Here is a 24,941-nt window from a genome sequence, read left to right as displayed (position 1 = left end):
TTTTTTGTTGTTGGTTATCGGTTAATAATTAATGGTTTACATGCTTCTTTCAGCCACTCTTTTTCATCATTGTCTAAGTCAGGAGATAGCTTTTCGTATACAACTCGATGGTATTCGTTCAGCCATTCGATTTCTTCGGCAGTCAGCAATTCCTTGATGATTCCTTTCCGGCAGATAGGACAGAGCGTGATGGTCTCGAACTTCAGATAATTGCCGAACATACCTTCGCCGGCAGGAACTGTCAGTAACAGGTTTTCGGTGCGGATGCCGTGGCTTCCGGCCTTGTATACGCCTGGTTCGTTGGAAGTGACCATACCCGGTTGCAAGGGAATGGGATTCTCGTTCATTCGGATGCTCTGCGGTCCTTCGTGTACATTGAGGAAATGTCCCACTCCGTGGCCGGTTCCATGCAGATAATTCATGTGCTGCTTCCATATCGGGAGGCGTGCCAATACGTCCAGTTGCGCTCCGCGGGTGCCTTCAGGGAATACCGCCGTTGCCAGTGCGATATGGCCTTTCAATATTAAGGTGTAATCGGTTTTCTCTTCCTCCGTCAAGTTGCCAAGTGCGATGGTACGGGTTATATCTGTCGTTCCGTCCAGATATTGGGCTCCGGAGTCCAGTAAAAGAAAGCCTTCCGCTTTCAGTGTTACATCCGTTTCGGGAGTGGCTTCATAGTGAACTATGGCTCCATGTTCTTTATAGCCGGCAATCGTATCAAAGCTTTCGCCCATGTAAAGTGGTTGTGCAGCCCGAAAAGCATGTAGCTTTTTATCTATACTGATTTCTGTTTCCCGGCCTGTAGGGACGGCATCTTCCAGCCACTTCAGAAATTTAACCAATGCCACGCCGTCTCTTTGCATAGCCGTATGGATGCCGGCTATCTCCTGTTTGTTGCGGATGGCTTTCAGTAGAGTTACGGGGGATGTGCCGTCGATTATCCGGCATTGCGGATTGATTGCCGAGTAGATGGCGTAATTTGTTTTGGCGGAATCTGCCAGTATGCTTCTTGCAGGGAAGTGGTTAAGGTAATCTTCTATTTCTTCATATGTATGTACGGAGATGCCATTAACGTTAAAATAGGAAGTTAGCTCTGCTGTGACTTTTTGCGGTTGGATGAAATAATGCACTGCGTTTTTCTCTATCAGCAGGTAGCTGACAACAACCGGGTTGCAGTGTACGTCATTCCCTCGAATGTTGAGCAGCCAGGCTATTTCATCCAGTGCCGACAGTAGCAAAGACTCAGCACCGTTTGCGTCCATCTCTTTTCGGACGGCTGCAAGTTTCTCCGTAAAGCTCCTGCCGGCATATTGTGTGTCGTGAATAAACGCGGGAGACAACGGCATTGCCGGGCGGTCTTTCCATAACAGTTGCAGGGGATCGGCAACACTTTTTACATGAATACCGCTCTTTCTCAATGCTTCTTGCAGATGCTCCACTTCTTTGGCCGAGAACATTTTTCCGTCTATTCCTACGGTGTCTCCCTCTTGCAGGCGTGAGTTCAAGAATGCCGGAATACTTGGCGTTTCAGGCAACATCTCTTTGTATAATGTGATTTCTGTTCCTTCTATCTGCCGGGCGGCTTGCAGGAAATAACGGGAGTCGGTCCATAAACCGGCTTCTTCTGCTGTTATAACTACCGTGCCGGCTGAACCTGTAAATCCGGAAATCCATTCCCGCGACTGCCAGTGGGGAGCTACGTACTCGCTGAGGTGAGGGTCTGTGCTTGGAATGATGAATGCCTGTATGTTTTCTTGGACAATGTGTGTCCGCAAGGCGGCAATACGTTCATTAATTGTTAAATTCATACTGTATAAGGTGTTGATAAGCGTTTTCAAAGATACTCACTTTACTTGTATTACATGGAGTAAATTCTGTTATTTTATCTATTGTTGCTTCTGTAAGTGAAATCTTATCTGCGGGCAGTTTTGATAACTGTCAGTAAGAAAGGCAGGTATTTTATGTTAGGATTGTCGATTTTTTTGTCGAAAGTTTTGTGAATAAAGAAAGTATGTGTAATTTTGCCGCTCAATTTAATCGTGAGATTTTATAAACCATTTAAATTTTAAAAACAAAAAAATGATTGTAGTACCTGTAAAAGAAGGCGAAAACATTGAAAAAGCGCTGAAGAAATTTAAAAGAAAATTTGAAAAGACTGGTATCGTTAAAGAGTTGAGAAGCAGACAACAGTTTGATAAACCGTCTGTGACTAAAAGACTTAAGAAAGAGCGTGCAGTTTACGTTCAGCAACTTCAACAAGTAGAAGATTAATAATTCGTAATTTCCTTTGAATTATTGAATTCTTTTTCATACATTCGTTGCATGATTTAGATGTAACGATATGCTGTTGACAGATTCTTTTCTCGACTATCTTCTGTATGAACGGAATTATTCTGAAGGTACTGTAAGGTATTACCGGACGGACATTCTTGAGTTGCAGAAGTTTGGTGAGAAGCTGTTGGGAGATTTAGCCCCGTCGGATGTAGGTGTGGATCTTATTCGTGAATGGATTGTTTCCCTGATGGATAAAGGTTATGCGCCTAATACGGTGAATCGAAAGTTGAGTTCTGTCCGGACATATTACAAGTATCTTTTAAAGAAAGGATTGGTGGCGGCAGATCCGTTACGGAGAGTAACAGGGCCGAAAAAAAAGAAACCGCTTCCTGTCTTTCTGAGAGAAGGTGAAGTGGATAGGTTGTTGGATGATGTCGACTTTGGAGAAAGGTTTGAAGGGTATCGCGACCGTTTGATTATCGAAATGTTTTATACGACAGGTATGAGGCTTTCGGAATTGATAGGGTTGGATGATAAAGATGTTGATTTTTCTGCTTCTCTTATTAAAGTGACCGGAAAACGGAATAAGCAACGTCTGATACCTTTTGATAAGGAACTGGGGCGTTCCATGCAGGAGTATGTCAATGTGCGGAATCAAGCATTGCCGGTTCGTTCGGATGCTTTTTTTGTCCGAAAGAATGGAGAAAGGCTTGGCCGCGGTATCGTAGCATATATTGTGAGACGAAACCTGTCAAAGGTAGTAACTGTAAAAAAAAGAAGTCCGCATGTGCTGAGGCATACCTTTGCAACGGCTATGCTGAACAATGGTGCTGATTTGAGCTCGATAAAAGAGCTGTTGGGGCATGAAAGTTTGGCGACTACGGAAGTTTATACGCATACTACTTTTGAAGAGCTTAAAAAAGTGTATAATCAGGCTCATCCTCGAGCCTAAAAAAAGGAGGTAAGTATGATAGTTAGAATTCAATCGATTCACTTTGATGCGTCAGAGCAGTTGCAGGCTTTTATTCAGAAGAAAGCTGCTAAATTGGAGAAATTTTACGATGATATAGAGAAAGTAGAGGTGTCATTAAAGGTAGTTAAACCGGAAACAGCCGAAAATAAAGAAGCCGGGGTGAAAGTATTGGTGCCCAACGGTGAGCTTTATGCGAATAAGGTTTGTGATACGTTTGAAGAAGCAGTGGATCTTTGTCTGGAAGCTTTGGAAAAACAGCTGGTTAAATACAAGGAAAAACAACGAAGTAAATAAAAATCCGCTTAAAATTTTGCGGGTAAAAAATAAATGTCTAAATTTGCAGCCGTTTCGCTCGCGGTAGAACGTTGCGGTTGCATTTTTAAAAAGATTGCCTCTTTAGCTCAGTTGGCCAGAGCACGTGATTTGTAATCTCGGGGTCGTTGGTTCGAATCCGACAAGAGGCTCAAAATGAATTATCACTAAAGGGTGGGAACGCCCGAGAGAATTCAGAAAAAGAAAAAGAGTTCTATGATTGGGCAAATACCAGAGTGGCCAAATGGGGCAGACTGTAAATCTGCTGGCTTACGCCTTCGGTGGTTCGAATCCATCTTTGCCCACAACTCCGGTTTTCTTGCTGTTATAGCTCAGCGGTAGAGCACTTCCTTGGTAAGGAAGAGGTCCCGGGTTCAAGTCCCGGTAACAGCTCATAAAATGTAAAAGCTGATTATTAATCAAATAAATAACAAGTAAAGCTATGGCTAAAGAGAAATTCGAACGTACCAAACCGCACGTAAACATTGGTACAATTGGTCACGTAGACCACGGTAAAACCACGTTGACTGCTGCTATCACTACAGTATTAGGCAAGAAAGGTTTTTCTGAAGTAAAATCATTCGACCAGATTGACAACGCTCCTGAAGAAAAGGAAAGAGGTATTACTATCAATACTTCACACGTTGAGTATGAAACAGCTAATCGTCACTATGCTCACGTAGACTGTCCGGGTCACGCCGACTACGTTAAGAACATGGTAACAGGTGCTGCTCAGATGGATGGTGCTATCATCGTGGTTGCTGCAACCGATGGTCCGATGCCTCAAACTCGTGAACACATCCTGTTGGCTCGTCAGGTAAACGTTCCTAGACTGGTTGTGTTTATGAACAAGTGCGATATGGTAGATGATCCTGAAATGCTGGAACTTGTTGAAATGGAAATGCGTGAACTGCTTTCAGCTTACGAATTCGATGGTGACAACACTCCTTTCATCCAGGGTTCTGCTCTTGGTGCATTGAACGGTGTTGAAAAGTGGGAAGAAAAAGTAATGGAATTGATGGATGCTTGCGACAATTGGATTCCATTGCCTCCGCGTGATATTGATAAACCGTTCCTGATGCCGGTTGAAGACGTATTCTCAATTACTGGTCGTGGTACTGTAGCTACAGGTCGTATCGAAGCTGGTGTTATCCATGTAGGTGACGAAGTTGAAATCCTCGGTTTGGGTGAAGACAAAAAGTCTGTTGTAACTGGTGTTGAAATGTTCCGCAAATTGCTGGATCAGGGTGAAGCCGGTGATAACGTAGGTTTGTTGCTCCGTGGTATCGATAAGAACGAAATCAAACGTGGTATGGTTCTTTGTAAGCCGGGTCAGATTAAACCTCACTCTAAGTTCAAAGCTTCTATCTATGTTTTGAAGAAAGAAGAAGGTGGTCGTCACACTCCGTTCCACAACAAATACCGTCCTCAGTTCTATCTGCGTACTATGGACTGTACAGGTGAAATTTCTCTTCCGGAAGGAACTGAAATGGTAATGCCTGGCGATAACGTAGAAATTACTGTAGAACTGATCTATCCGGTAGCATTGAACGTAGGTTTGCGTTTCGCTATCCGTGAGGGTGGTCGTACAGTAGGTTCTGGTCAGATTACTGAAATTCTCGACTAATAACCAAATATCTTAATCAGTTCCCGGTATTTACTGGGAACTGATTATGTTCACACGGGAGTAGCTCAGTTGGTAGAGCACCGGTCTCCAAAACCGGGTGTCGGGAGTTCGAGCCTCTCCTCCCGTGCTAATATTTTTGAAATGAAGAAGATAGTAGCTTATTTTAAAGAAACTTACGACGAGCTTGTTCATAAAGTGTCGTGGCCTACGTATTCTGAACTTACTAACAGTGCAGTAGTTGTTTTATATGCTTCCCTGCTTATTGCACTGGTGGTATTTGCGATGGACTTCTGTTTCCAGCATTTAATGGAATTTGTTTATCCACATTAAAAAAGAAGGAGAAATGTCTGAGATTGAAAAGAAATGGTACGTTTTGCGTGCTATTAGCGGTAAAGAAACTAAGGTAAAGGAATATCTTGAAGCTGATATCAAAAACAGCGACCTTGGTGATTATGTGTCTCAGGTATTGATTCCTACCGAAAAGGTATATCAGGTTCGCAATGGTAAGAAAATTGTGAAAGAGAGAAGTTATCTCCCTGGTTACGTTTTGGTGGAGGCTGCTCTGGTTGGTGAGGTCGCTCACCATCTGAGAAATACTCCTAATGTGATAGGATTCTTGGGTGGATCGGAAAAACCCGTTCCTCTGAGACAGTCGGAAGTGAATCGTATACTTGGTACAGTTGACGAATTGCAGGATGCCGGTGAAGAACTGAATATCCCGTATGTAGTCGGCGAGACTGTAAAAGTGAATTACGGTCCGTTCAGTGGCTTTAGCGGAATCATTGAAGAAGTGAATACCGAGAAGAAGAAACTGAAGGTCATGGTAAAGATATTCGGACGGAAGACTCCGCTCGAATTGGGCTTTATGCAAGTAGAAAAAGAATAGGACAGGTGTTACGCTGTAATATTCTTCATTAATGTTTATATATAAATCAATTAAAAAATGGCTAAAGAAGTTGCTGGACTAATCAAATTACAGATTAAAGGAGGCGCGGCAAATCCATCACCTCCCGTTGGACCTGCTCTGGGTTCTAAGGGAATCAACATCATGGAGTTTTGCAAGCAATTCAACGCCAGAACCCAAGACAAAGCAGGAAAAATTCTTCCTGTGATTATCACTTACTACGCAGACAAGTCTTTCGATTTTGTAATCAAGACTCCTCCCGTTGCTATTCAATTACTTGAAGTAGCTAAGGTAAAGAGTGGTTCTGCTGAGCCTAACCGTAAGAAAGTTGCCGAGATTACTTGGGAACAGGTTCGTACGATTGCTCAGGACAAGATGGTTGACTTAAACTGTTTCACTGTAGAAGCTGCCATGAAGATGGTTGCTGGTACAGCTCGTAGTATGGGTATCGCTGTAAAAGGGGAGTTCCCGGTTAATAACTAATAAACTTCAATTAGAATGAGTAAACTGACAAAAAATCAAAAGTTGGCTGCAGAAAAAATTGAAGCAGGGAAAGCATACTCTCTCAAAGAAGCTGCTCAATTGGTAAAGGAAATTACTTTTACTAAGTTCGACGCTTCTCTGGATATCGACGTACGTTTGGGCGTTGACCCGCGTAAGGCTAACCAGATGGTGAGAGGTGTTGTATCACTTCCTCACGGTACTGGTAAAGTTACACGCGTTTTGGTGCTTTGTACACCGGATGCTGAAGCTGCTGCAAAAGAAGCCGGAGCTGACTATGTTGGTCTTGACGAATATATTGAAAAGATCAAAGGTGGATGGACTGATATTGATGTAATCATCACTATGCCGTCTATCATGGGTAAGATTGGTGCGCTCGGTCGTGTACTCGGTCCTCGTGGATTGATGCCGAATCCGAAGAGTGGCACTGTGACTATGGATGTTGCTAAAGCTGTAAAAGAAGTAAAACAAGGTAAAATCGACTTTAAAGTTGACAAGAGCGGTATCGTTCATACTTCTATCGGTAAAGTTTCATTTAGTGCTGATCAAATTCGCGACAATGCGAAAGAATTCATCTCTACTTTGAATAAATTGAAACCGACCGCAGCCAAGGGTACATATATCAAGAGTATTTATCTTTCTAGCACGATGAGTGCGGGTATCAAGATTGACCCGAAATCTGTAGAAGAAATCTAATAAAACGGAGTAATAATGAGAAAGGAAGATAAAAGTACGATTATTGAGCAGATTGCTGCTACAGTTAAGGAATACGGTCACTTCTATTTGATAGATACCACTGCTATGAACGCTGCTGATACAAGCGCGTTGAGAGCTTTGTGTTTCAAGGCTGACATCAAATTGATGGTAGTTAAGAATACATTGCTTCATAAAGCATTGGAAAGCTTGGAAGAGGATTATTCTCCGCTTTACGGTTGCATGAAAGGTACGACTGCTGTAATGTTTTGCAATACAGCGAATGCACCTGCGAAACTGCTGAAAGATAAAGCAAAGAACGGTATTCCCGGACTGAAAGCTGCATATGCAGAAGAAAGCTTCTATGTTGGTGCTGACCAGTTGGATGCTCTCGTAAGTATCAAGAGTAAGAATGAAGTTATTGCCGAAATCGTTGCCTTGCTGCAATCACCGGCCAAGAATGTTATTTCTGCTCTGCAATCAGGTGGTAACACCATTCACGGAGTTCTCAAGACTCTCGGTGAACGTCCCGAAGCGTAACTTCGGAAACAAAAAAACATCAATTTATTTTAGTAATTAAACAATTAAAATCATACAAAAATGGCAGATTTGAAAGCTTTTGCAGAACAATTAGTTAACTTGACAGTAAAAGAAGTTAATGAACTTGCAACTATCCTGAAAGAAGAATACGGTATTGAACCTGCTGCTGCAGCTGTTGCTGTTGCTGCTGGCCCTGCAGCTGGTGGTGCTGCTGCCGCTGAAGAAAAAACTTCTTTCGATGTAGTATTGAAGAGCGCTGGCTCAGCTAAACTTCAAGTAGTTAAAGCCGTTAAGGAAGCTTGCGGTCTTGGTTTGAAGGAAGCTAAAGACATGGTAGACGGTGCTCCTAGCGTAGTAAAAGAAGGTTTGGCTAAAGACGAAGCAGAATCATTGAAGAAAACATTGGAAGAAGCTGGAGCTGAAGTTGAACTTAAATAACATTAGCCTGTAAATCAGGTAATTCGGTAAGGAACCCTTCGTGAAAAGGGTTCTTTACCTTTTTGTGTATATATTTAAAATTAAGTTCTACAAATCCATTAACAGATGTCTTCAAATACTGTAAATCAAAGAGTTAATTTTGCTTCGACTAAGAATCCGCTGGAATATCCGGATTTCCTGGAAGTACAATTGAAGTCATTCAAAGACTTTTTACAACTGGATACCCCACCCGAGAAACGTAAGAACGAGGGACTGTATAAAGTATTTGCTGAAAACTTCCCCATTGCCGATACAAGAAATAATTTTGTTCTTGAGTTTTTGGACTACTATATTGATCCGCCGCGCTATACCATAGACGAATGTATAGAGCGAGGGCTTACTTATAGCGTACCCTTAAAGGCAAAATTGAAATTATATTGTACCGACCCTGACCACGAAGATTTTGATACGGTTATTCAGGATGTATTCCTGGGCCCGATTCCTTATATGACGGATAAGGCTACATTCGTTATCAATGGTGCGGAACGTGTTGTTGTGTCGCAGCTTCATCGTTCACCGGGCGTATTCTTCGGTCAAAGCGTGCATGCCAACGGTACTAAGTTGTACTCAGCCCGTATCATCCCGTTCAAAGGATCTTGGATTGAGTTTGCTACTGACATCAACAATGTCATGTATGCCTATATCGACCGTAAGAAGAAGTTACCGGTAACCACCTTGCTGAGAGCTATCGGTTTTGAGAATGATAAGGACATTCTTGAAATCTTCAATCTGGCGGAAGACGTGAAAGTGAATAAGACGAACCTCAAGAAGATTGTAGGTCGTAAGTTGGCAGCACGTGTATTGAAAACATGGATTGAGGATTTTGTAGACGAAGATACCGGTGAAGTTGTTTCTATTGAGCGTAACGAAGTGGTTATCGACCGTGAAACTATAATCGAGCCGGAACATATTGACATTATATTAGAGTCAGGCGTTCAGAATATCCTTGTACATAAGGAAGAACCGAACCAGTCTGACTACTCTATCATATATAACACTCTGCAGAAGGACCCCAGTAATTCGGAAAAAGAAGCAGTGCTTTATATCTATCGTCAGTTGCGTAATGCAGATCCTGCCGATGATGCCAGCGCGCGTGAGGTTATTAATAACCTGTTCTTCTCAGAAAAGAGATACGACTTGGGTGATGTAGGTCGTTATCGTATCAACAGAAAGTTGAATTTGACGACTGACATGGATGTCCGTGTACTCACCAAGGAAGATATCATTGAGATTATCAAGTATCTGATTGAGTTGATAAACTCAAAAGCAGATGTTGATGATATTGACCACTTGAGCAACCGTCGTGTACGTACGGTAGGCGAACAGTTGTCAAACCAGTTTGCTATCGGTTTGGCACGTATGTCCCGTACTATCCGCGAGCGTATGAATGTTCGTGACAATGAAGTCTTTACTCCGATCGATTTGATTAACGCCAAGACTATTTCTTCCGTTATCAATTCTTTCTTCGGAACAAATGCCTTGTCACAATTCATGGACCAGACCAACCCGCTTGCCGAAATCACTCACAAGCGCCGTATGTCAGCTTTGGGTCCCGGTGGTTTGTCACGTGAACGTGCCGGTTTTGAGGTGCGTGACGTACACTATACTCACTACGGTCGTCTTTGTCCGATTGAAACGCCTGAAGGTCCGAACATTGGTTTGATATCTTCACTTTGTGTGTTTGCTAAAATCAATCAGCTTGGTTTTATTGAGACACCGTACCGCAAGGTGGCTAACGGAAAGGTAGACCTTTCAGATGAAGGTTTGGTTTACCTTACAGCCGAAGAAGAAGAAGAGAAGATTATCGCTCAGGGTAATGCACCTTTGAATGAAGACGGAACTTTCGTCCGCGACAAAGTAAAATCCCGTCAGGATGCCGATTATCCGGTTGTAGCTCCTGATGAGGTAGAGCTGATGGACGTATCGCCACAGCAGATTGCCTCTATTGCAGCATCTCTGATTCCGTTCTTGGAACATGACGATGCTAACCGTGCGTTGATGGGATCGAACATGATGCGCCAGGCAGTTCCTTTGTTGAAGAGTGAAGCTCCGATTGTAGGTACAGGTATCGAACGTCAGCTTGCACGTGACTCTCGTACGCAGATTACTGCTGAGGGCGAAGGTGTGGTTGACTTTGTAGATGCTACGACTATCCGCATTCTGTACGATCGTACGGAAGAGGAAGAGTTTGTAAGCTTCGAATCTGCACTGAAAGAATATACTATTCCCAAATGGCGTCGTACCAACCAGAACATGACGATTGACCTTCGTCCTATTTGCGAGAAAGGTCAGCGTGTGACGAAGGGACAAATCCTTACCGAGGGTTACTCGACCGAACAGGGCGAGCTCGCTTTGGGTAAGAACCTGTTGGTTGCCTACATGCCTTGGAAGGGATACAACTATGAGGACGCTATCGTATTGAACGAACGTGTGGTTCGCGAAGACCTTTTGACTTCCGTACACGTAGAGGAATACTCTTTGGAAGTTCGTGAAACGAAGCGCGGTATGGAAGAGTTGACTTCCGATATTCCTAATGTAAGTGAAGAGGCTACCAAAGACCTTGACGAGAATGGTATTGTGCGTGTAGGTGCCCGTATCGAGCCGGGTGATATTTTGATTGGTAAGATTACTCCGAAAGGCGAGTCTGACCCTTCTCCGGAAGAAAAGTTGCTTCGTGCCATATTCGGTGATAAGGCTGGTGATGTGAAAGATGCGTCTTTGAAGGCATCTCCTTCTTTGAAAGGTGTGATTATCGGTAAACGTCTGTTCTCCCGCGTTATCAAGACTCGTAGTTCTAAATTGGCCGACAAGGCATTGTTGCCGAAGATTGATGATGAGTTCGATAGCAAGGTGGCTGATTTGGAGAAAATATTGGTAAATAAGCTTTTGAAGCTCACAGAAAATCATACTTCAGAAGGTGTGAAAGACTATATGGGAGCTGAAGTAATCAGTAAAGGCGCTAAATTCTATGCTTCTGATTTCAGTGATATAGACTTTACTGCTATTCAGTTGAGCAATTGGACAAAAGACGAGCATACCAATGAATTGATCCGTGCACTGGTAACGAACTTTATCAAGAAATATAAGGAACTCGATGCAGAGTTGAAACGTAAGAAATTTGCTATTACTATCGGTGACGAGTTGCCTGCAGGTATTATCCAGATGGCTAAGGTTTATATTGCCAAGAAGCGTAAGATCGGTGTTGGTGATAAGATGGCCGGTCGTCACGGTAACAAAGGTATCGTTTCACGCGTGGTACGTCAGGAAGACATGCCGTTCTTGGCAGACGGTACTCCGGTAGATATTGTATTGAATCCGCTGGGTGTGCCTTCACGTATGAACATCGGTCAGATATTCGAGGCTGTTTTGGGACGTGCCGGAAAGAACTTGGGAGTTAAGTTTGCTACGCCTATCTTTGATGGTGCTACGCTGGATGACCTGAACGAATGGACCGACAAGGCCGGTCTGCCCCGTTATGGTAAAACCACTTTGTATGATGGTGGTACAGGTGAGGCTTTCGAACAGCAGGCTACAGTGGGTGTGACATACATGTTGAAACTCGGTCACATGGTTGAAGATAAGATGCACGCACGTTCTATAGGTCCTTATTCGCTTATTACGCAACAGCCGTTGGGCGGTAAGGCACAGTTCGGTGGTCAGCGTTTCGGAGAAATGGAGGTTTGGGCGCTCGAAGCATTCGGTGCTGCGCATATCCTGCAGGAAATCCTGACTATCAAGTCTGATGATGTTGTCGGACGCTCCAAGGCTTATGAAGCAATCGTTAAGGGTGAGCCGATGCCAGCTCCGGGTATTCCTGAATCACTGAATGTATTGTTGCACGAGTTGAGAGGTTTGGGCTTGAGCATCAACTTAGAATAAATTGAAATTTGGAAATTGAGGGTTGAGAGCTAATGTCTCTTGATTCTCAATTCCCGACTTATCAACATTGTTTTTCAATTTTTAATTCTCAATTATCAATTATATATAAAAGTATGGCTTTTAGAAAAGATAACAAGATAAAGAGTAATTTCTCGAAAATCTCTATCGGTTTGGCTTCTCCCGAAGAAATCCTTGAGAATTCGAGTGGTGAAGTTTTAAAGCCTGAAACCATTAACTATCGGACGTATAAGCCGGAACGCGACGGTTTGTTCTGCGAGCGTATCTTCGGTCCTATTAAGGATTATGAGTGCCATTGCGGTAAGTACAAACGTATCCGTTACAAAGGCATTGTGTGTGACCGTTGCGGTGTGGAAGTGACAGAAAAGAAAGTACGTCGTGAGCGTATGGGACACATCCAGCTGGTTGTGCCGGTGGCTCACATTTGGTATTTCCGTTCGCTTCCTAATAAAATCGGTTACTTGCTGGGTTTACCGACCAAGAAACTCGATGCTATTATTTACTACGAACGTTATGTAGTAATCCAGCCGGGTATATTGGAAGGCGAAGTGGCACAGTATGATTTGCTTGAAGAAGGAGAATATCTGGATCTGTTGGAAAAGTTACCAAGCGATAATCAGTACCTTGAAGATTCAGACCCCAATAAGTTTGTTGCCAAGATGGGTGCAGAAGCCATTTATGACTTGCTGTCGCGCATTGATCTTGATTCATTGTCTTACGAACTGCGTAACCGTGCAGGCAGCGATGCTTCACAACAGCGTAAGAGCGAAGCTTTGAAGCGTTTGCAGGTAGTTGAGTCTTTCCGTGCATCACGCGGACGCAACAAGCCCGAATGGATGATTGTACGTATCGTACCGGTTATCCCGCCCGAACTTCGTCCGTTGGTTCCGTTGGATGGCGGGCGTTTCGCCACTTCCGACTTGAACGACCTTTACCGTCGCGTTATCATCCGTAACAACCGCTTGAAGAGATTGATTGAAATCAAGGCTCCTGAGGTGATTTTACGTAATGAGAAACGTATGTTGCAGGAAGCTGTCGATTCATTGTTCGATAACTCTCGTAAGTCAAGCGCAGTGAAGACTGATGCCAACCGTCCTTTGAAGTCACTTTCCGACAGTTTGAAAGGTAAGCAGGGACGTTTCCGTCAGAACTTGTTGGGTAAGCGTGTCGATTACTCTGCACGTTCCGTAATCGTTGTAGGTCCGGAACTGAAAATGGGTGAGTGCGGTATTCCTAAACTCATGGCGGCCGAGCTCTACAAGCCGTTCATTATCCGTAAGCTCATCGAGCGTGGTATTGTGAAGACGGTGAAGAGTGCCAAGAAGATTGTAGACCGTAAGGAACCTGTTATCTGGGACATTCTGGAACATGTAATGAAAGGACATCCGGTATTGTTGAACCGTGCTCCGACACTGCACCGTCTGGGTATCCAGGCGTTCCAGCCGAAGATGATTGAAGGCAAGGCAATCCAGTTGCACCCGTTGGCATGTACGGCATTCAACGCCGACTTCGACGGTGACCAGATGGCCGTTCACTTGCCTTTGAGCAACGAAGCTATTCTGGAAGCACAGATGCTGATGCTCCAGTCACATAATATCTTGAACCCTGCCAACGGTGCGCCTATCACAGTGCCCGCACAGGATATGGTACTCGGTTTGTACTATATCACCAAACTGCGTAAAGGAGCTAAAGGTGAAGGCCTCACTTTCTACGGTCCGGAAGAAGCGCTTATTGCCTACAACGAAGGTAAGTGCGACATTCACGCACCTATCAGCGTTATCGTTAAGGACATTGACGAAAACGGCAATGTGGTAGACAAGATGATGCACGACACGTCGGTAGGTCGTGTTATTGTAAACGAAATTGTACCTGCCAAAGCGGGTTATATCAATACGATTATCTCTAAGAAGTCACTTCGTGACATTATCAGTCACGTAATCAAGGTTTGTGGTGTGGCAGAAGCAGCCGAATTCCTGGATGGAATCAAGAACCTCGGTTATCAGATGGCATTCAAAGGCGGTCTTTCGTTCAACTTGGGAGATATTATTATTCCCGAAGAGAAAGAAGCGCTGGTGCAGAAAGGTTACGAAGAAGTAGAGCAGGTAATCAACAACTATAACATGGGTTTCATCACCAACAACGAGCGTTACAACCAGGTAATTGATATCTGGACACATGTAAACTCCGAGTTGTCAAACATTTTGATGAAAACTATTTCGAGCGACGATCAGGGATTCAATTCCGTATACATGATGTTGGATTCCGGAGCCCGTGGTTCTAAGGAGCAGATTCGTCAGCTTTCCGGTATGCGTGGTTTGATGGCGAAACCCCAGAAGGCAGGTGCCGAAGGCGGTCAGATTATCGAGAACCCGATTCTTTCTAACTTTAAGGAAGGTCTTTCCGTGTTGGAGTACTTTATCTCTACTCACGGTGCTCGTAAGGGTCTTGCCGATACCGCTTTGAAGACGGCCGACGCCGGATACTTGACCCGTCGTCTGGTTGACGTATCTCACGATGTGATTATCAACGAAGAAGACTGCGGTACGCTTCGCGGACTGGTTTGTACAGCTTTGAAGAATAACGATGAGACAATCGCTACATTGTACGAACGTATTCTGGGACGTGTATCCGTACATGATATCGTTCACCCCACAACCGGTGAATTGCTTGTTGCAGGTGGTGAAGAAATCACTGAAGCCATTGCACAGAAGATTGAAGACTCTCCGATTGAGAGCGTTGAAATCCGTTCTGTATTGACTTGTGAATCCAAGAAGGGTGTTTGTGCCAAGTGCTACGGCCGTAATCTGGCTACAAGCCGTATGGTTCAGAAAGGTGAAGCTGTCGGTGTAATCGCTGCGCAGTCTATCGGTGAGCCGGGTACACAGTTGACGTTGCGTACGTTCCATGCCGGTGGTACGGCAGCCAATATCGCTGCCAATGCAAGTATTGTTGCCAAGAATCCTTCCCGTCTGGAATTTGAAGAACTCCGTACAGTAGATATTATTGACGAAGCAGGCGAACCGGCTAAGGTGGTAGTAGGCCGTCTGGCAGAAGTACGTTTCGTAGATGTCAATACAGGTATCATACTTTCTACGCATAACGTGCCTTATGGTTCTACACTCTATGCAGCGGATGGTGAAGTAGTAGAGAAAGGCAAACTTATAGCCCGTTGGGACCCGTTCAACGCAGTTATCATTACCGAAGCTACCGGTAAGATTGAGTTTGAAGGCGTTATTGAAAACGTTACCTATAAGGTAGAGTCCGATGAATCTACCGGTTTGCGCGAAATCATCATCATTGAGTCTAAGGACAAGACGAAAGTGCCTACAGCGCACATCATGACTGAAGATGGCGAACTTATCCGTACCTATAACCTTCCTGTGGGTGGTCACGTAGTAGTGGAAAACGGACAGAAGGTAAAAGCCGGTGAAGTAATCGTGAAGATTCCGCGTGCCGTTGGTAAGGCGGGTGATATCACGGGTGGTCTTCCTCGTGTTACCGAATTGTTCGAGGCACGTAACCCGTCCAATCCTGCTGTGGTTTCCGAAATTGACGGTGAGGTCACAATGGGTAAGGTGAAACGTGGTAACCGCGAAATTATCGTTACCTCTAAGACCGGAGAAGTTAAGAAATATCTCGTACCACTGTCCAAACAGATACTGGTACAGGAGAACGACTACGTGCGTGCCGGTACTCCGTTGTCTGACGGTGCCATTACCCCTGCCGATATCCTTGCCATTAAAGGTCCTACGGCAGTACAGGAATATATCGTAAACGAAGTACAGGACGTTTATCGTCTGCAAGGTGTGAAGATTAACGATAAGCACTTTGAAATTATCGTTCGTCAGATGATGCGTAAGGTTGAAATCGATGAACCGGGCGATACCCGCTTCTTGGAACAACAGGTAGTGGATAAGCTCGAATTCATGGAAGAGAACGACCGTATCTGGGGCAAGAAAGTTGTAGTAGATGCCGGAGATTCTCAGAACCTGCAACCGGGACAGATTGTTACTGCCCGCAAGTTGCGCGACGAAAACTCCATGCTGAAGCGCCGTGACTTGAAACCCGTTTCAGTACGTGATGCTGTGCCTGCTACCTCTACACAGATTCTTCAAGGTATTACCCGTGCGGCTTTGCAGACTTCAAGCTTTATGTCTGCCGCTTCTTTCCAGGAAACGACGAAGGTACTCAACGAAGCTGCTATCAACGGAAAGGTAGACCGTCTGGAAGGTATGAAAGAGAATGTTATCTGCGGTCACTTGATTCCTGCCGGTACAGGTCAGCGCGAATTCGAGAAGATTATTGTCGGTTCGAAAGAAGAGTACGATCGTATGCTTGCCAACAAGAAAACGGTGCTCGATTATGCAGTTGATGATAAGGTAGAAGAGTAATTACTACGTTAATACAATCAGTAATTTTTATAGTGAAAGAAGAGGATCTCCCGGGATTCTCTTCTTTTTTTATATTTGTTGCAAACCGGCTCTCTTTTCGGTCTGATGTAAGAAGAGTGTAATGTAATAGCAAAATAAAGATTTGCATGCCCCCTTCACAACCTTTTATTCATGGATGTTTGAGGGTGAAGGGGAGGAGGGGGAAGCATGCTATTGCCTCAAATAAAACAGACCATCGGTTTGGGGTAAACGCATGGTCTGTTCAGGTAAATCAGACGATGTGTTCTATACGAACAGACCATGCAATTTCAGGACATATCAAGTGCCTTTTTTGTTCAGGTCGTACTGTTACTTTTATCTTGGAGTATTTTGTGTGTCGGAATGAAAGAAGTATATTTGTCATTCAATTATAATGATATACGATAATATGGAAAATCAGGAAAATAATAACGGACAGTTACAGATAGAGCTGAAAGAAGAAGTGGCCCAAGGCACGTATGCCAATCTTGCCATTATCACTCATTCCAGTTCGGAGTTTATCATGGATTTTATTCGGGTAATGCCGGGAATGCCCAAAGCCGGAGTTCAATCGCGTATTGTATTGGCACCCGAACACGCCAAGCGTCTGCTGCGTGCGCTTGAAGAAAATGTTGGTAAATATGAACGTGCTTTCGGCCCTATCCGCATGCCGGATGAGCAACCTATTCCGCCATTGCCTAACATTAAGGGTGAAGCATAAAATCAAAAAAAAACTTGTAGTGCATTGATTATTCAAAACTTATTAGTATCTTTGCAGCCCAAAAGTATATAGTTTTGAATTAATATAAACATAATATATAACTAAAAACAATTAAAATGCCTACAATTCAGCAATTAGTAAGAAAAGGACGCGAGGTTTTGGTAGAGAAAAGTAAGTCTCCAGCCTTGGATTCTTGTCCTCAAAGACGTGGCGTTTGCGTGAGAGTGTATACAACCACTCCGAAGAAACCGAATTCAGCTATGCGTAAAGTAGCTCGTGTACGTTTGACTAACGGTAAAGAGGTGAACTCTTACATTCCGGGAGAAGGTCACAACTTGCAGGAACACTCAATCGTATTGGTTCGCGGCGGTCGTGTAAAAGACCTTCCGGGTGTACGTTATCACATCGTTCGTGGTACTTTGGATACCGCAGGTGTTGCTAACCGTACCCAAAGACGTTCTAAATACGGTGCTAAACGTCCGAAACCGGGACAGGCTGCTCCCGCTAAGAAGAAATAATTAGGCGGCCAAACTGATAAACAGTAAAATTAAAAGTAATAACTTACGTTTTAGTTTGTTGGAAATGCTAAAGGTTGAGTAAACACTCCGGAGGGAGAGTTGAAGAAGACAGAAGTAAACAACCAAGAACGAAAAACATTATTCTTTCAGACAAATGAGAAAAGCAAAACCTAAAAAACGTATCATCCTTCCGGATCCCGTTTTTAATGATGTGAAAGTTTCCAAGTTCGTTAACCACCTGATGTACGACGGAAAGAAGAATACTTCTTATGAAATCTTCTACGCCGCTTTGGAAACAGTGAAGAACAAAATGCAGAATGAAGAGAAATCAGCTCTTGAAATCTGGAAAAAAGCTTTGGACAACGTAACTCCTCAAGTGGAAGTGAAGTCTCGCCGTGTAGGTGGTGCTACTTTCCAAGTTCCTACTGAAATTCGTCCTGACCGCAAGGAGTCAATTTCTATGAAGAATTTGATTATCTTTGCCCGCAAGCGTGGCGGTAAATCAATGGCTGACAAGCTGGCTGCTGAAATCATGGATGCTTTCAATGAACAAGGCGGTGCTTTCAAACGTAAAGAAGATATGCACAGAATGGCTGAGGCTAACCGTGCGTTTGCTCATTTCAGATTCTAATACTATAAGAGATAACCAATCAAAGATTAAAAACTTAAAGTAAAAGGAATTAGAAAATGGCAAAGAATGATTTACATTTGACACGTAATATCGGTATCATGGCCCACATCGATGCCGGAAAGACAACAACCTCTGAACGTATTTTGTTTTATACGGGTTTGACTCACAAAATCGGTGAGGTGCACGATGGTGCCGCTACAATGGACTGGATGGAGCAAGAACAGGAACGTGGTATCACTATTACTTCCGCTGCTACTACCACTCGTTGGAAATATGCCGGTAATACTTATAAAATCAACTTGATTGATACTCCGGGACACGTTGACTTTACCGCTGAGGTAGAGCGTTCTTTGCGTATTCTTGACGGCGCTGTTGCTGCTTATTGTGCAGTTGGTGGCGTTGAACCGCAATCTGAAACTGTTTGGCGTCAGGCTGATAAATATAACGTACCGCGTATCGCATACGTTAACAAAATGGACCGTTCGGGTGCCGACTTCTTTGAGGTTGTTCGTCAGATGAAGGACGTTTTGGGTGCTAATCCTTGTCCTATCGTTGTGCCTATCGGTGCTGAGGAATCTTTCAAAGGTTTGGTAGACCTTATCAAGATGAAAGCTATCTACTGGCATGACGAAACTATGGGTGCCGACTATACAGTAGAGGAAATCCCTGCTAATTTGGTAGACGAAGCTAACGAATGGAGAGATAAGATGCTCGAAAAAGTAGCTGAGTTCGACGATGCTTTGATGGAGAAATATTTCGATGATCCTTCTACTATTACGGAAGAAGAAATATTGAGAGCTCTTCGCAACGCTACAGTACAGATGGCTGTTGTTCCTATGTTGTGTGGTTCTTCATTCAAGAATAAGGGTGTACAGACTTTGCTTGACTATGTTTGTGCATTCTTGCCTTCTCCGCTGGATACAGAGAATGTGGTTGGTACAAACCCTGAAACCGGTGCTGAAGAAGACCGTAAGCCGAGCGAGGATGAAAAGACTTCTGCTTTGGCGTTCAAGATTGCAACCGACCCGTATGTAGGCCGTCTGACTTTCTTCCGTGTTTATTCAGGTAAGATTGAAGCCGGTTCTTATATTTATAACTCTCGCTCTGGTAAGAAAGAACGTGTTTCACGTCTGTTCCAGATGCACTCAAATAAACAGAATCCTGTTGAGGTGATTGGCGCCGGTGATATTGGTGCCGGTGTAGGCTTCAAGGATATCCATACCGGTGATACGCTGTGCGACGAAACCGCACCGATCGTATTGGAATCTATGGACTTCCCCGAACCGGTAATCGGTATCGCAGTTGAGCCTAAGACTCAGAAGGATATGGATAAACTGTCTAACGGTTTGGCTAAATTGGCTGAAGAAGACCCGACGTTTACGGTTAAGACTGACGAACAGACAGGTCAGACAGTTATTTCCGGTATGGGTGAGCTTCACTTGGATATTATCATCGACCGTCTGAAGCGTGAATTCAAGGTTGAGTGTAACCAGGGTAAACCTCAGGTTAACTATAAGGAGGCTATCACGAAGACTGTTAACTTGCGCGAAGTTTATAAGAAACAGTCTGGTGGTCGTGGTAAGTTTGCCGATATCATCGTGAACATCGGTCCGGTTGATGAGGACTTTACTCAAGGCGGCTTGCAGTTTGTTGACGAAGTGAAGGGCGGTAATATTCCTAAGGAATTTATCCCGTCTGTACAGAAAGGTTTCACAACTGCAATGAAGAACGGTGTATTGGCCGGTTATCCGTTGGATTCACTGAAGGTAACTTTGATCGACGGTTCTTTCCACCCGGTTGACTCTGACCAGTTGTCATTTGAAATCTGTGCTATCCAGGCATACAAGAACGCTTGCGCTAAGGCAGGTCCGGTATTGATGGAGCCTATCATGAAGCTGGAAGTTGTTACTCCGGAAGAAAACATGGGTGACGTTATCGGTGACTTGAACAAGCGTCGCGGTCAGGTAGAAGGTATGGAATCAAGCCGTTCAGGTGCTCGTATCGTGAAGGCAATGGTTCCGCTGGCAGAAATGTTCGGTTACGTAACTGCGTTGCGTACTATCACTTCTGGTCGTGCAACTTCTTCAATGGCATATTCTCACCACGCTCAGGTTTCCAACTCTATTGCCAAGGCAGTATTGGAAGAAGTAAAAGGTCGTACAGACTTAATCTAAAATAATAACTAAAGTCCGTAGGTTAGCGAATGACTCTTAACCTACGGGACTTTATCTTATATAATAACACTATTAATAACTAAGACAGTAATGAGTCAAAAAATTAGAATCAAACTGAAATCTTACGACCACAACTTGGTTGACAAGTCAGCTGAGAAGATTGTAAGAACGGTGAAGACAACAGGCGCTATCGTTAGCGGTCCAATTCCTCTCCCTACGCATAAGCGTATCTTTACCGTAAACCGTTCGACTTTCGTTAACAAGAAGTCGCGTGAACAATTCGAACTCTCTTCTTACAAGAGATTAATCGACATCTATAGCTCAACAGCTAAGACAGTAGATGCTCTGATGAAGTTGGAGTTACCGAGTGGTGTGGAAGTAGAAATCAAAGTGTAAGTATTAAAAATTAAGTGAAATGCCAGGATTATTAGGAAAAAAAATCGGAATGACATCCGTTTTCAGTGCCGAGGGTAAGAATGTACCATGCACTGTTATCGAAGCAGGTCCTTGTGTTGTTACTCAAGTGAAAACTGTAGAAAAGGACGGCTATCAAGCTGTTCAGTTGGGTTTCCAGGACAAGAAGGAAAAGCACACTACAAAGCCTCTTATGGGCCACTTTAAGAAAGCTGGAGTAACTCCCAAGAAACACTTGGCTGAGTTCAAAGAATTTGAGACAGAATTGAATCTGGGTGATACTGTTACCGTAGAATTGTTCGAAGGCGCTGATTATGTAGACGTTGTAGGTACTTCCAAAGGTAAAGGCTTCCAGGGTGTTGTGAAACGTCATGGTTTCGGTGGTGTAGGTCAGACTACTCACGGTCAGCACAACCGTGCCCGTAAACCGGGTTCTATCGGTGCTTGTTCTTACCCTGCAAAAGTATTCAAGGGAATGCGCATGGGCGGACAACTTGGTGGTGACAGAGTAACTGTTCAAAATCTGCAAGTATTAAAAGTAATCGCGGAGCACAATCTCCTTTTGATTAAGGGTTCTGTTCCTGGTTGCAAAGGTTCAATCGTAATAATTGAGAAATAATGGAAGTTAACGTATATAACATTAAAGGTGAAGACACTGGGAGAAAGATTACGTTAAACGAGTCTATCTTCGGAATTGAGCCCAACGACCACGCTATCTACTTGGACGTTAAACAGTTTATGGCTAACCAGCGTCAGGGTACACACAAGTCAAAGGAAAGAAGCGAAATCAGCGGTTCTACTCGTAAAATCGGTCGCCAGAAAGGTGGCGGTGGTGCACGTCGTGGTGACATGAACTCACCGGTACTCGTTGGTGGTGGACGTGTATTTGGTCCGAAACCGAGAGATTACTACTTCAAACTGAATAAGAAAGTAAAAGCTCTGGCACGTAAGTCAGCTTTGGCATATAAGGCTCAGAACAATGCCATCATTGTAGTAGAAGACTTCAACTTTGAAGCTCCTAAGACAAAAGATTTTGTTGCTATGACAAAAAATCTTAAAGTTTCTGACAAAAAGCTGCTTGTTGTTTTACCGGAAGCAAATAAAAACGTATATTTGTCGGCTCGTAACGTAAAGGGCGCTAATGTGCAGACTATCTCAGGGTTAAATACTTACAGAGTATTGGACGCTGGAGTTGTTGTGTTTGCTGAAAGTGCACTTTCTGCTATCGACAATATCTTAATGTAAAAAGGAGGCTTAAATAATGGGAATTATTATTAAACCGTTAGTGACAGAGAAGATGACTGCAATTACTGATAAGTCGAACAATCGTTTCGGCTTTATCGTGCGTCCTGAAGCTAATAAACTGGAAATTAAGAACGAAGTTGAAGCCCTTTACAACGTTACCGTGGTTGATGTGAATACAATTCGTTATGCCGGCAAGAACAAGAGCCGTTATACACGCGCAGGTATCATCAACGGACGTACAAACGCTTACAAAAAAGCTGTTGTTACGTTGAAAGAAGGAGATACTATTGATTTTTATAGCAATATTTAAAAGAAATGGCAGTACGTAAATTTAAGCCCACAACACCGGGGCAAAGACATAAAATTATTGGTACTTTCGAAGAAATTACTGCACGAGTACCAGAAAAGTCTCTTGTATTTGGTAAGAAATCTTCCGGCGGTCGTAACAATACAGGTAAAATGACCATGCGCTACATCGGTGGCGGTAGTAAGAAGATTATCCGTATCGTAGACTTCAAGAGAAATAAAGACGGTGTACCTGCAGTGGTTAAAACAATTGAATACGATCCGAACCGTTCGGCTCGTATCGCTCTGTTGTTTTATGCAGATGGTGAAAAAAGATATATTATTGCTCCCAATGGATTGCAAGTTGGTGCGACTTTGATGTCAGGTGAAACTGCTGCTCCGGAAATCGGAAATGCTCTTCCGCTTCAGAATATTCCGGTCGGTACTGTAATTCACAACATCGAATTACGTCCGGGTCAAGGCGCTGCTTTGGTTCGTTCAGCCGGTAACTTCGCTCAATTGACTTCAAGAGAAGGTAGATACTGCGTTATCAAGTTGCCTTCAGGCGAGGTTCGTCAGATCCTCAGCACATGTAAGGCTACTATCGGTAGCGTTGGTAACTCAGATCATGGATTGGAAAGTTCAGGTAAAGCTGGACGTTCTCGTTGGTTAGGACGTCGTCCGCGTAACCGTGGTGTTGTTATGAACCCGGTTGATCACCCGATGGGTGGTGGTGAAGGACGTGCTTCAGGAGGACACCCGAGATCTCGTAAGGGATTGTATGCTAAGGGCCTTAAGACAAGAGCTCCGAAGAAACAATCGTCTAAGTATATTATTGAGAGAAGAAAGAAGTAATCTGATTAATTGAGTAAATTATGAGTCGTTCATTAAAAAAAGGTCCGTATATTAACGTTAAGCTTGAGAAGAAAGTGCTTGCCATGAATGAATCGGGCAAGAAAGTGGTAGTTAAGACTTGGGCCAGAGCTTCAATGATTTCGCCTGATTTTGTAGGCCATACTGTTGCAGTTCACAATGGAAATAAATTTATTCCTGTTTATGTTACCGAAAACATGGTAGGACACAAGTTGGGCGAATTTGCTCCAACTCGTACATTCAGAGGACACGCTGGTAACAAGAAAAAATAAGACAGGATTTATCTGAAATAATAAAGTAATAATATAATGGGAGCAAGAAAAAAAATATCGGCTGAAAAAAGAAAAGAAGCCCTTAAGACCATGTATTTTGCGAAATTGCAAAATGTTCCTACTTCCCCCCGTAAAATGCGTCTCGTGGCTGACATGATTCGTGGGATGGAAGTGAACAGAGCACTCGGCGTTTTGAAGTTCTCCTCAAAAGAGGCTGCCGCCAGAGTGGAAAAATTGCTGCGCTCTGCAATTGCTAACTGGGAGCAGAAAAACGAACGTAAAGCTGAAAGCGGCGAGCTGTTCGTAACCAAGATTTTTGTTGATGGTGGCGCTACACTCAAAAGAATGAGACCGGCTCCGCAGGGTAGAGGTTACAGAATCCGCAAGCGTTCAAACCACGTAACGTTGTTCGTTGGTTCTAAAAGTAATAACGAAGATCAAAATTAAGGTAAATGGGACAAAAAGTTAATCCAATAAGCAACCGTTTAGGAATTATCAGAGGCTGGGATTCCAATTGGTATGGTGGAAAGAATTACGGCGACTCTTTGCTGGAAGATAGCAAGATTCGTAAATATTTGAACGCTCGTCTTGCTAAAGCAAGTGTTTCAAGAATTGTAATCGAACGTACACTGAAACTCGTGACTATTACCGTTTGTACAGCACGTCCGGGTATCATTATCGGTAAGGGTGGCCAAGAAGTTGATAAGTTGAAAGAAGAGTTGAAGAAGGTCACTGATAAAGATATCCAGATCAATATCTTCGAAGTGAAAAGACCTGAGTTGGACGCTGTTATCGTGGCTAACAACATCGCCCGTCAGGTAGAAGGTAAAATTGCCTACCGTCGCGCTATCAAAATGGCTATTGCCAACACAATGCGTATGGGTGCGGAAGGTATCAAAATTCAGATTTCAGGACGTTTGAATGGTGCAGAAATGGCCCGTTCTGAAATGTATAAAGAAGGAAGAACTCCGCTGCACACTTTCAGAGCAGACATCGACTATTGTCATGCAGAAGCATTGACTAAAGTAGGTCTTCTCGGTATTAAAGTTTGGATTTGTAGAGGTGAAGTTTATGGTAAAAGAGAGTTGGCTCCGAACTTTACGCAAAGCAAAGAAAGCGGTCGTGGAAGCAATAGCGGAAACAATGGCGGAAAGAACTTCAAAAGAAAGAAAAATAATCGCTAACGAATTTGATTTTTAGG

Annotated in this window: 25 protein-coding genes and 4 tRNA genes; 28 read left to right on the top strand and 1 reads right to left on the bottom strand. The window is 43.6% G+C overall.

Going from position 1 to position 24,941, the window contains the following annotated elements; translation table 11 throughout:
- Positions 1–14: 14 nt before the first annotated feature.
- The gene (locus NQ565_RS01950) at positions 15–1,808 is read right to left on the bottom strand and encodes an aminopeptidase P family protein (protein WP_005656570.1); all 1,794 of its coding nucleotides are present in this window, start codon (positions 1,806–1,808) and stop codon (positions 15–17) included.
- Between the two features lie 271 nt (positions 1,809–2,079).
- On the opposite strand from NQ565_RS01950, the gene rpsU reads away from it, so the two are divergent.
- The 28 genes from rpsU to rpsC all read left to right on the top strand — a co-directional run bounded on the left by rpsU (position 2,080) and on the right by rpsC (position 24,924).
- Positions 2,080–2,271, top strand: coding sequence for a 30S ribosomal protein S21 (rpsU, locus tag NQ565_RS01945; RefSeq protein ID WP_002558090.1), 192 nt, complete (start codon positions 2,080–2,082; stop codon positions 2,269–2,271).
- Positions 2,272–2,341: 70 nt separating this feature from the next.
- Complete coding sequence (gene xerA, locus NQ565_RS01940; RefSeq protein WP_005656568.1) at positions 2,342–3,226, top strand: site-specific tyrosine recombinase/integron integrase; 885 nt, start codon at positions 2,342–2,344, stop codon at positions 3,224–3,226.
- 15 nt (positions 3,227–3,241) lie between these two features.
- Positions 3,242–3,541, top strand: coding sequence for a ribosome hibernation-promoting factor, HPF/YfiA family (gene hpf, locus NQ565_RS01935; protein WP_005656567.1), 300 nt, complete (start codon positions 3,242–3,244; stop codon positions 3,539–3,541).
- A 96-nt stretch (positions 3,542–3,637) separates the two neighbouring features.
- A tRNA-Thr gene (locus tag NQ565_RS01930) sits at positions 3,638–3,711 on the top strand.
- A gap of 70 nt (positions 3,712–3,781) precedes the next feature.
- A tRNA-Tyr gene (locus tag NQ565_RS01925) sits at positions 3,782–3,864 on the top strand.
- 16 nt (positions 3,865–3,880) lie between these two features.
- A tRNA-Thr gene (locus NQ565_RS01920) sits at positions 3,881–3,952 on the top strand.
- Positions 3,953–4,001: 49 nt separating this feature from the next.
- Entirely contained in the window at positions 4,002–5,186 is a 1,185-nt protein-coding gene (tuf, locus tag NQ565_RS01915) for an elongation factor Tu (RefSeq protein WP_005656566.1), read from the top strand.
- A gap of 54 nt (positions 5,187–5,240) precedes the next feature.
- Positions 5,241–5,313, top strand: a tRNA-Trp gene (locus tag NQ565_RS01910).
- A gap of 14 nt (positions 5,314–5,327) precedes the next feature.
- Positions 5,328–5,516: a preprotein translocase subunit SecE gene (gene secE / locus NQ565_RS01905; protein ID WP_004291288.1), complete on the top strand. Its 189-nt coding sequence runs from the start codon at positions 5,328–5,330 to the stop codon at positions 5,514–5,516.
- A gap of 13 nt (positions 5,517–5,529) precedes the next feature.
- Positions 5,530–6,072: a transcription termination/antitermination protein NusG gene (gene nusG, locus NQ565_RS01900; RefSeq protein WP_016660793.1), complete on the top strand. Its 543-nt coding sequence runs from the start codon at positions 5,530–5,532 to the stop codon at positions 6,070–6,072.
- 57 nt (positions 6,073–6,129) lie between these two features.
- Positions 6,130–6,573, top strand: coding sequence for a 50S ribosomal protein L11 (gene rplK / locus NQ565_RS01895; protein WP_004291286.1), 444 nt, complete (start codon positions 6,130–6,132; stop codon positions 6,571–6,573).
- Positions 6,574–6,588: 15 nt separating this feature from the next.
- Positions 6,589–7,287, top strand: a complete 699-nt coding sequence (rplA, locus tag NQ565_RS01890) for a 50S ribosomal protein L1 (protein WP_005656564.1) — start codon at positions 6,589–6,591, stop codon at positions 7,285–7,287.
- 15 nt (positions 7,288–7,302) lie between these two features.
- Positions 7,303–7,824 (top strand): 50S ribosomal protein L10, encoded by a 522-nt coding sequence (gene rplJ, locus NQ565_RS01885; RefSeq protein WP_005656563.1) that lies wholly within the window; start codon positions 7,303–7,305, stop codon positions 7,822–7,824.
- A 60-nt stretch (positions 7,825–7,884) separates the two neighbouring features.
- Positions 7,885–8,262: a 50S ribosomal protein L7/L12 gene (rplL, locus tag NQ565_RS01880; protein ID WP_004291279.1), complete on the top strand. Its 378-nt coding sequence runs from the start codon at positions 7,885–7,887 to the stop codon at positions 8,260–8,262.
- Positions 8,263–8,367: 105 nt separating this feature from the next.
- Positions 8,368–12,180: a DNA-directed RNA polymerase subunit beta gene (gene rpoB, locus NQ565_RS01875; protein ID WP_005656562.1), complete on the top strand. Its 3,813-nt coding sequence runs from the start codon at positions 8,368–8,370 to the stop codon at positions 12,178–12,180.
- Positions 12,181–12,293: 113 nt separating this feature from the next.
- Positions 12,294–16,589, top strand: coding sequence for a DNA-directed RNA polymerase subunit beta' (gene rpoC, locus NQ565_RS01870; RefSeq protein WP_005656561.1), 4,296 nt, complete (start codon positions 12,294–12,296; stop codon positions 16,587–16,589).
- A gap of 427 nt (positions 16,590–17,016) precedes the next feature.
- Positions 17,017–17,328, top strand: coding sequence for a DUF3467 domain-containing protein (locus NQ565_RS01865; protein ID WP_016660791.1), 312 nt, complete (start codon positions 17,017–17,019; stop codon positions 17,326–17,328).
- 116 nt (positions 17,329–17,444) lie between these two features.
- Positions 17,445–17,846, top strand: a complete 402-nt coding sequence (gene rpsL / locus NQ565_RS01860) for a 30S ribosomal protein S12 (RefSeq protein WP_004291249.1) — start codon at positions 17,445–17,447, stop codon at positions 17,844–17,846.
- A gap of 154 nt (positions 17,847–18,000) precedes the next feature.
- Positions 18,001–18,477, top strand: a complete 477-nt coding sequence (gene rpsG, locus NQ565_RS01855; protein WP_005656559.1) for a 30S ribosomal protein S7 — start codon at positions 18,001–18,003, stop codon at positions 18,475–18,477.
- A gap of 56 nt (positions 18,478–18,533) precedes the next feature.
- A complete protein-coding gene (gene fusA, locus NQ565_RS01850) occupies positions 18,534–20,651 on the top strand; it encodes an elongation factor G (RefSeq protein WP_005656558.1) in 2,118 nt (705 codons plus the stop codon).
- A gap of 90 nt (positions 20,652–20,741) precedes the next feature.
- Positions 20,742–21,047: a 30S ribosomal protein S10 gene (gene rpsJ / locus NQ565_RS01845; RefSeq protein ID WP_004291244.1), complete on the top strand. Its 306-nt coding sequence runs from the start codon at positions 20,742–20,744 to the stop codon at positions 21,045–21,047.
- A 19-nt stretch (positions 21,048–21,066) separates the two neighbouring features.
- A complete protein-coding gene (gene rplC, locus NQ565_RS01840; protein WP_005656556.1) occupies positions 21,067–21,684 on the top strand; it encodes a 50S ribosomal protein L3 in 618 nt (205 codons plus the stop codon).
- A complete protein-coding gene (rplD, locus tag NQ565_RS01835; RefSeq protein WP_005656554.1) occupies positions 21,684–22,310 on the top strand; it encodes a 50S ribosomal protein L4 in 627 nt (208 codons plus the stop codon). The genes rplC and rplD overlap by 1 nt, the downstream gene beginning before the upstream one ends.
- Before the next feature lie 16 nt (positions 22,311–22,326).
- Positions 22,327–22,620 carry a 50S ribosomal protein L23 gene (gene rplW, locus NQ565_RS01830; protein ID WP_005656548.1) on the top strand — a complete coding sequence of 98 codons (294 nt, stop codon included), beginning with the start codon at positions 22,327–22,329 and terminating at the stop codon, positions 22,618–22,620.
- A 5-nt stretch (positions 22,621–22,625) separates the two neighbouring features.
- A complete protein-coding gene (rplB, locus tag NQ565_RS01825) occupies positions 22,626–23,450 on the top strand; it encodes a 50S ribosomal protein L2 (protein ID WP_005656545.1) in 825 nt (274 codons plus the stop codon).
- A gap of 20 nt (positions 23,451–23,470) precedes the next feature.
- Positions 23,471–23,740, top strand: coding sequence for a 30S ribosomal protein S19 (rpsS, locus tag NQ565_RS01820; RefSeq protein ID WP_002558070.1), 270 nt, complete (start codon positions 23,471–23,473; stop codon positions 23,738–23,740).
- A gap of 36 nt (positions 23,741–23,776) precedes the next feature.
- Positions 23,777–24,187 (top strand): 50S ribosomal protein L22, encoded by a 411-nt coding sequence (rplV, locus tag NQ565_RS01815; protein WP_004291236.1) that lies wholly within the window; start codon positions 23,777–23,779, stop codon positions 24,185–24,187.
- Between the two features lie 5 nt (positions 24,188–24,192).
- On the top strand, positions 24,193–24,924 hold the full coding sequence (gene rpsC / locus NQ565_RS01810) for a 30S ribosomal protein S3 (protein ID WP_005656540.1): 732 nt from the start codon (positions 24,193–24,195) through the stop codon (positions 24,922–24,924).
- Positions 24,925–24,941 lie beyond the last annotated feature (17 nt).

The organism is Bacteroides stercoris ATCC 43183 (assembly GCF_025147325.1).
Taxonomy (GTDB): Bacteria; Bacteroidota; Bacteroidia; order Bacteroidales; family Bacteroidaceae; genus Bacteroides; species Bacteroides stercoris.
Note: the sequence above shows the minus strand (reverse complement) of the source record. Positions and strands in the feature narration are given on the sequence as shown.